General features: G+C 62.7%; 7 protein-coding genes. 6 read left to right on the top strand and 1 reads right to left on the bottom strand.

Annotated elements, in window-relative coordinates; genetic code table 11:
* Positions 1 to 59 precede the first annotated feature (59 nt).
* The 4 genes from Q322_RS0119370 (at position 60) to Q322_RS0119385 (ending at position 2084) form a co-directional block, all read left to right on the top strand.
* Complete coding sequence (locus tag Q322_RS0119370) at positions 60 to 908, top strand: hypothetical protein (RefSeq protein ID WP_029479497.1); 849 nt, start codon at positions 60 to 62, stop codon at positions 906 to 908.
* A complete protein-coding gene (locus Q322_RS23680; protein ID WP_156953181.1) occupies positions 908 to 1207 on the top strand; it encodes a hypothetical protein in 300 nt (99 codons plus the stop codon). Before Q322_RS0119370 ends, Q322_RS23680 begins: the two co-directional genes overlap by 1 nt.
* Positions 1204 to 1590, top strand: coding sequence for a hypothetical protein (locus Q322_RS0119380; RefSeq protein ID WP_029479499.1), 387 nt, complete (start codon positions 1204 to 1206; stop codon positions 1588 to 1590). Before Q322_RS23680 ends, Q322_RS0119380 begins: the two co-directional genes overlap by 4 nt.
* Positions 1591 to 1787: 197 nt before the next feature.
* The gene (locus Q322_RS0119385; protein ID WP_156953182.1) at positions 1788 to 2084 is read left to right on the top strand and encodes a hypothetical protein; all 297 of its coding nucleotides are present in this window, start codon (positions 1788 to 1790) and stop codon (positions 2082 to 2084) included.
* 49 nt (positions 2085 to 2133) lie between these two features.
* Here Q322_RS0119385 and Q322_RS0119390 read toward each other — a convergent pair whose 3' ends face one another.
* Complete coding sequence (locus tag Q322_RS0119390; protein ID WP_029479501.1) at positions 2134 to 2859, bottom strand: ZIP family metal transporter; 726 nt, start codon at positions 2857 to 2859, stop codon at positions 2134 to 2136.
* Positions 2860 to 2925: 66 nt separating this feature from the next.
* On the opposite strand from Q322_RS0119390, the gene Q322_RS0119395 reads away from it, so the two are divergent.
* Both Q322_RS0119395 and Q322_RS24265 read left to right on the top strand, forming a co-directional pair.
* Positions 2926 to 3141 carry a hypothetical protein gene (locus Q322_RS0119395; protein WP_029479502.1) on the top strand — a complete coding sequence of 72 codons (216 nt, stop codon included), beginning with the start codon at positions 2926 to 2928 and terminating at the stop codon, positions 3139 to 3141.
* A 290-nt stretch (positions 3142 to 3431) separates the two neighbouring features.
* The coding region (locus Q322_RS24265; protein ID WP_029479503.1) for a DNA methyltransferase at positions 3432 to 5850 on the top strand (2419 nt) is incomplete at its 3' end.

Below are 5850 nucleotides of genomic sequence, written 5' to 3' on the forward strand. Positions count from 1 at the left end.
CCCATCCTGCCACCAGGCCCGCCACTGCGCGGGCCGTTTTCATTCCCTGGAGGGAACACATGTTGAACAAACTGTTCGGAATCATCGGGGACGTCGCGCTGCTGCTGCGCGCCTATGCGCTGTGGGTCCTGGCGCTGCTGCTGGCCTGGGGCGGTGTGGCCTTCGCGCAGGGGATGGACCCCTTCCCCACCGTTGACCCCACTGGCTGGGGCAAGTCGCCGTACACCTTCGGGATCTTCCTGATGCTGGCCATCGCGGCCATCAAGCGGGCTGTCGACGACAGGATTCAGAAGCAGGAGAACCTGAGCAAGCTCGCGAAGGTCAGCAGCAATCCCTGGGTGTGGCGCGGTCTAGCTCTGGTCCTGGGCGTGGGCGGTGCATTCGGGTTGAACATCGCCAGGTACGGCGCGGAGCTGGTGCTGTTCGGGCTGGTGTCCCCCTGGAGCATCGTGCTGTTCGGGCTGGCCTCCACCGTGGTGGCGGTGGGCGGGTATGACCTGCTGAAGAAGTTCCTGAGCCTGATCGGTGGACCCGTGCTGCTGGAGCCTGCGCAACAGCCTGCCGTGATCAGTGAGGTCCAGCCCCCCACTGACCTGAAGTCGCCGCCGCCCTCGGGCATCGAACCCATCCCTGGCCCTGGTCTGGGGCTGCTAAACGTGGCGTCGTTCACTGAAGTGGGCAGCGCGGTGGCCAGTCTGCTGGGGCCGCAGAGCATCGACGTGCTGGTGGAGATGCTGCTCAAGGCCGCTGGCCTTCAGGGGACGCCGCTCCAGATGTTCCGGGTGGGCGCGAAGCTGGCCATGGTTGCCCCAGATTTGTTAGACGGGAACATCCATCTGTCCAGCGAGAACCTGGCCACCCTCAACAACGTGATCCTGGACCTGAAAGCTGCGGGTGGTCTCACCTGATGACCGTCCGCATGATCGACGGGCAGGCCCGCCCCGGCTCCCCGCCAGGGACCACCGCGCGCTGCGAGGGCGAGCCGGGGCCAGTCCACCGGATCTCCTGCCCTTGCGGCTGCGGGATGGTGGCCACCGCCAGCCACCAAGTCATCAGTGGCAGCGTGGAGGGCGGCAACCTGACCCGCTCCCCTTCCCTGCACATGACTGCGCCAGGAGCGTGTGGCTGGCACGGCTTCCTGGTGGACGGCGTGTACCGCAGCGTTGACGAACCTATGCCCTCTCACTCCCCCGAGGTGATCCGATGAAAAAACTGTTCCTGCTGTCCGCCCTTGCCCTGTCCGCCTGCGCGCCCATTGCCCAACTGGCCCAGCCGGGCGAGGCCAAAATCATCCAGGAGGGACTGTCCTTGCTGGTGCCGAACACGGGGGTGGACGCCCTGACCGGCGATCCGTCGCGCCAGACTCCGGGCGGCGTGCTGACCGTCAGTGGCCTGGGTCTGGTGCCCGATGCGGAGGCCAAGACCTGGTGCACGCTGAACACCTCGGCCCGCTGGGACTGCCGCCTGCCTGAGATCGGGGCTGGTCAGCGCGCGCGCGTGACGTTCTCCTCTGGCGTGATCAATGACGCGGTGTTTGCCGGTTACCGCGCCAGTAAGGGCGGCGTGCCCGTGTTTCTCTTCTTGAAGTAGCGGACAACTCAGGTGATTGACTGACCCTGGCTTCACGCTCCGGCCTAAATTGGGGGCTTTTTTGACCGTTTCCCCCATCGTGTCCTCATTGACGCTGCTGTCAGAGCCACGCAAGCGCGCCATCGATAAATTGACGAATGCTCCATTCAACGCCTGGACGGCAGGGTCCGCACATCGTCGCCATCCTGTCACTGCTGATGGCCGTGATCAATCTTGCCAATGTTGTCCTCCTGTTGTCGGTCAGCGATTCAGAGATCGGCAGTTCACTTCTGATCGCCACCGTCTGCGTCGTGCTGGCAACAGTTGGATGGCGGCGACGGATACCACTCGTCGGTGAGGCACTCAATGCAGGGGTACGCACTCATCAGGGGACGCTGCTGCTGGCCGTGGGTGTGCCAGTGCCGGTATTGGTAGGCCTGGGGCTGCCATTCACGCTGCCGCTGGGGGCCGCTTGGGTGGCGTTCGTTCTGGTGATCATGATGATCGGCGATTAATTTCTTCTACTTCTAGCAGCGCGCCCCCTTGAGCGAGGCAGCCGAGCCATTACAGGTGGCTGAGCGCGAAGGCGGCGAGGAAACCACAGGTGGTCGCCAGGCCGATCATGGCCCCGCCTTCCTCGTAAGCCTCGGGCAGCATGGTGGACGACAACATGGTCAGGATGGCCCCGGCAGCAAAGGCCTGAATCCCGGCAGTCAGGTTGACGTCTGCGCCGCGTAGGGCCGCGTAACCCAGTCCAGAGGCCGCCGCGCTGAGGAGCGCGATGGCCGTCCACATCAGGAGAATTCGGGCGGGCCGATGTCCGGCCCGCTTGAGGCCGACACTCGCGCTCAAACTCTCTGGGATGTTGCTCAGGAACACAGCCGCCAGAAAGACCCAGCTCAGCTTCCCACCGGCGAGGAGGCCCACCCCGATGGCAATGGATTCTGGGATGCCGTCCATCAGGGTCCCCAGCACGATGGCAGAGGCCTGGCCTTCCTGTTGCTGGCCAGTGCTGCGTTTGCGGTGTTTTCCTCCGGCGCGATTGACTGCGAGATCACCTAAGAAGAAGGAGAGCGCGCCGAGCAGCAGACCGATGGAGACTGCGTCGAGTCCGCCCTGACCAAAGGCCTCGTCCATCAGTTCGAAGGCCACACTGCTGACCAGCACGCCAGCCCCAAGGGCCATGATCAGCGCGACCCAGGTCTTGTTCAGCGGGGCGTAGAGGCCCAGAAGCGCGCCGAACACCAGGGAAGACCCACCCGCCAGGCCCCAGAGGGTAGCTGTCCACATGGTCCGATTATCGCACTTGGGACGCTGCCAGGACCGGACGAGCCGTCGCGGCAGATCCCTGGTGGCGTGCTGAGCGTAGATGGCGAGGGCCTTGTGCCGGATGTCCAGGCGACGCAGTGGTGCAAGCTGAACAGCTCGATGCGCTGGGATTGTTTTGTGGGGGAGACCAAGGCGGGTGAACGCGTGCGCGTGACCTTTACCTCGAGCGTGATCAACGACGCGAACTTCCTCGGGTACCGGGCCAGCAGAGGTGCATTGCCCGTGGTGCTGCTACTGAAGTAACGGACAACTCAGCCAATCTGACAGCCCCCACCTTCCTGCGCTTCGGCGGGGGCGGGTGGGGGCTTTTGTGCTGCGGTGCTGGGGGTACACCTATACTATTTTCTACATTTCAATGCACCTCCTGTGGACAAATCTGTGGATAACCCGTAATCTGCCGACACAGACGCATTCCTGTCCTCCGTGCGTGAGGTTTTCCAGGGTCAGAAAATAAGGAAGACCGCGAAAGCGGTGTTTTTCCGTTTTTGGATCACCTTGAGAACTCCTCTTATCCAGCCGAAGGAATTTGCTGAATGCAGCCAATGGCACCAACAATTGATCGTGATGCCTTCATTGAGCGGTGGTCCAACTCGGGAGGAGCAGAGCGCGCCAACTACGGTCAGTTCCTTAGCGAGTTGTGTAGGGTGCTGGAGGTACCCGAACCGGATCCCACTAGGCCCAATGACGAACAGAATGCTTACGTGTTCGAGCGCAATGTGTGCGAACCGCATGATGACGGCAAAGACACTGTGCGACGCATCGACCTATACCGCCGGGGTAGCTTTGTGCTGGAGGCTAAGCAGGGCGTCGAGCAGGAGGTGGCTGAAGAGGCACTCGTCCGCGAGGGGGCTACCAAGACCAAAGCCAAACCTAAGAGCAGGGGTGGTAAAAACACCAAGAAAGGCCATGGCACGCGCGGTACGCCCGGCTGGGATGCTTTCATGCTGCGCGCCCGCACCCAGGCCGAAAGCTATGCCCGCCTGCTGCCTGCCAGCGAGGGCCGTCCGCCGTTCGTTTTAGTAGTGGACGTGGGATACGTCATTGAGGTTTATGCCGAGTTCACTCGCACCGGCGGCACGTACCTAGCGTTTCCCGATGCTAGGCGGCACCGCATCACCCTCGAAGACCTGCGCGACTCCAAGAAACGCGAACTGCTGCGGACCATCTGGCTCGACCCGCTGAGTCTAGACCCCAGCCTGCACGCTGCGTGGGTGACGCGCGAGGTGGCTGGCACGCTGGCCCAGCTTAGCCGCAGCATGGAGGGTACGCCGGACACCGCAGGGGTGCTAATGACGCCGGAACGAGTCAGCGCCTTCCTGATGCGGATAATCTTCACGATGTTCGCTGAAGACGTGGGTCTGATCGAGAACGCCGCCTTCAGGACTAAGCTGAAGTCCTTGAAGGGCCGAGTGGAAGGTTTCGTGGCAGTGGTGGCCGATATCTGGGGCGCGATGGCGACAGGTGGCGAGAGCGCGGCGCTGGCGGCGCGCATGAAGCACTTCAACGGCGGGCTGTTCAAGGAGGTTGAGGTGCTGCCTGTGACCGGCGAGCAACTGGGGCTGCTGATCGACGCCGCTGAACATGACTGGAGCCAGGTCGAACCCAGTATCTTCGGCACCCTCGTTGAGCGCGCCCTTGACCCCGCTGATCGTCACAAGTTAGGTGCCCATTACACCCCGCGCGCCTATGTCGAGCGGCTGGTCAACCATGTGGTCATCACCCCGCTGCGCGACGACTGGCGGGGCGTACAAGTGGCGGTGCAACAGACCCTGGACGCGGGGGAGAAGAGTATGCGCGACTTGATTGACTTACAGGTTGGAGCGGAGGGTGACTTTCTCGCTGGCGCGCCGGCCAACACGATTGGCTTGGTGGAAGCACAAGTGAGGGAACGCCGTGTACTGAACGAGCGCAAGATGACGGAGCTATCGGCGAGAACTCGGGAGCAAGCGCGAACCCTGGTCGAGGGCTTCCTGAGCAAGTTGCAGGAAACATACGTACTTGATCCGGCCTGCGGCACAGGCAACTTCTTGTATGTCTCCATGGAATTGATGAAGCGTCTGGAGGCAGAGGTCAACCAAGTGTTCGTTGGCCTGGGCGGTACTCCTCCTCTGATCGGCATAAATCCTGAGCAGTTCTGGGGACTGGAGATCAATCCGCGCGCAGCCCGCGTGGCCGAACTGGTTTTATGGATCGGGTACTTGCAGATCTATGCCCGCGAACACGGACAGGCCAGTCCGCCTGAGCCAATCCTGCGAGCCTTTAAGAACATTCGTGAGCAGGATGCTGTGCTGGCTTACGGCGGCACTAAGCCGCGTGTCAACGACTACGGCCAGCCGATTACTCGTTGGGATAGCAAGACTTTCGTCACCGATCTTGTCACTGGTCGTAAGGTGCCGGACCCGGCGGCGCGGGTGCAGGACACCGTATATCTACGGCACCGTCAGCAGATCTGGCCGATGTGCGACTTCATCGTCGGCAACCCGCCCTTCATCGGTGCGGGAGCGATGCGTGAAGCGCTGGGGGACGGTTACACTGAGGCGCTGCGCGCGACCTACAAGCCGGGACGAGGTGTGCCCGATAGCGCCGACTTCGTAATGTACTGGTGGTTCAAGGCTGCGCAGTTGATGACTCTCCCTCGCCTGCGCCGCTTTGGCTTCGTGACTACCAACAGCATCAAACAAACCTTCAACCGCCGGGTGGTCGAGGAGGCGCTGGACAGCGGTGTGCTAAGTCTGGTCTACGCCCTGCCGGACCACCCTTGGGTAGACGAGACTGACGGCGCGGCAGTCCGCATCGCCATGACCGTCGCGGCGCGCGGCGTGCGCGACGGCATACTGGAGCAGGTCATCAGCGAGAAGGTCGGCCCGCATGGCGACTACGTGGTGGAGGTAAGGGAAACCAACGGGCGCATCCACGCCAACCTGACTGTCGGGGTGGATGTGGCGGGGGCGG

The organism is Deinococcus frigens DSM 12807 (genome assembly GCF_000701425.1).
GTDB lineage: Bacteria > Deinococcota > Deinococci > Deinococcales > Deinococcaceae > Deinococcus > Deinococcus frigens.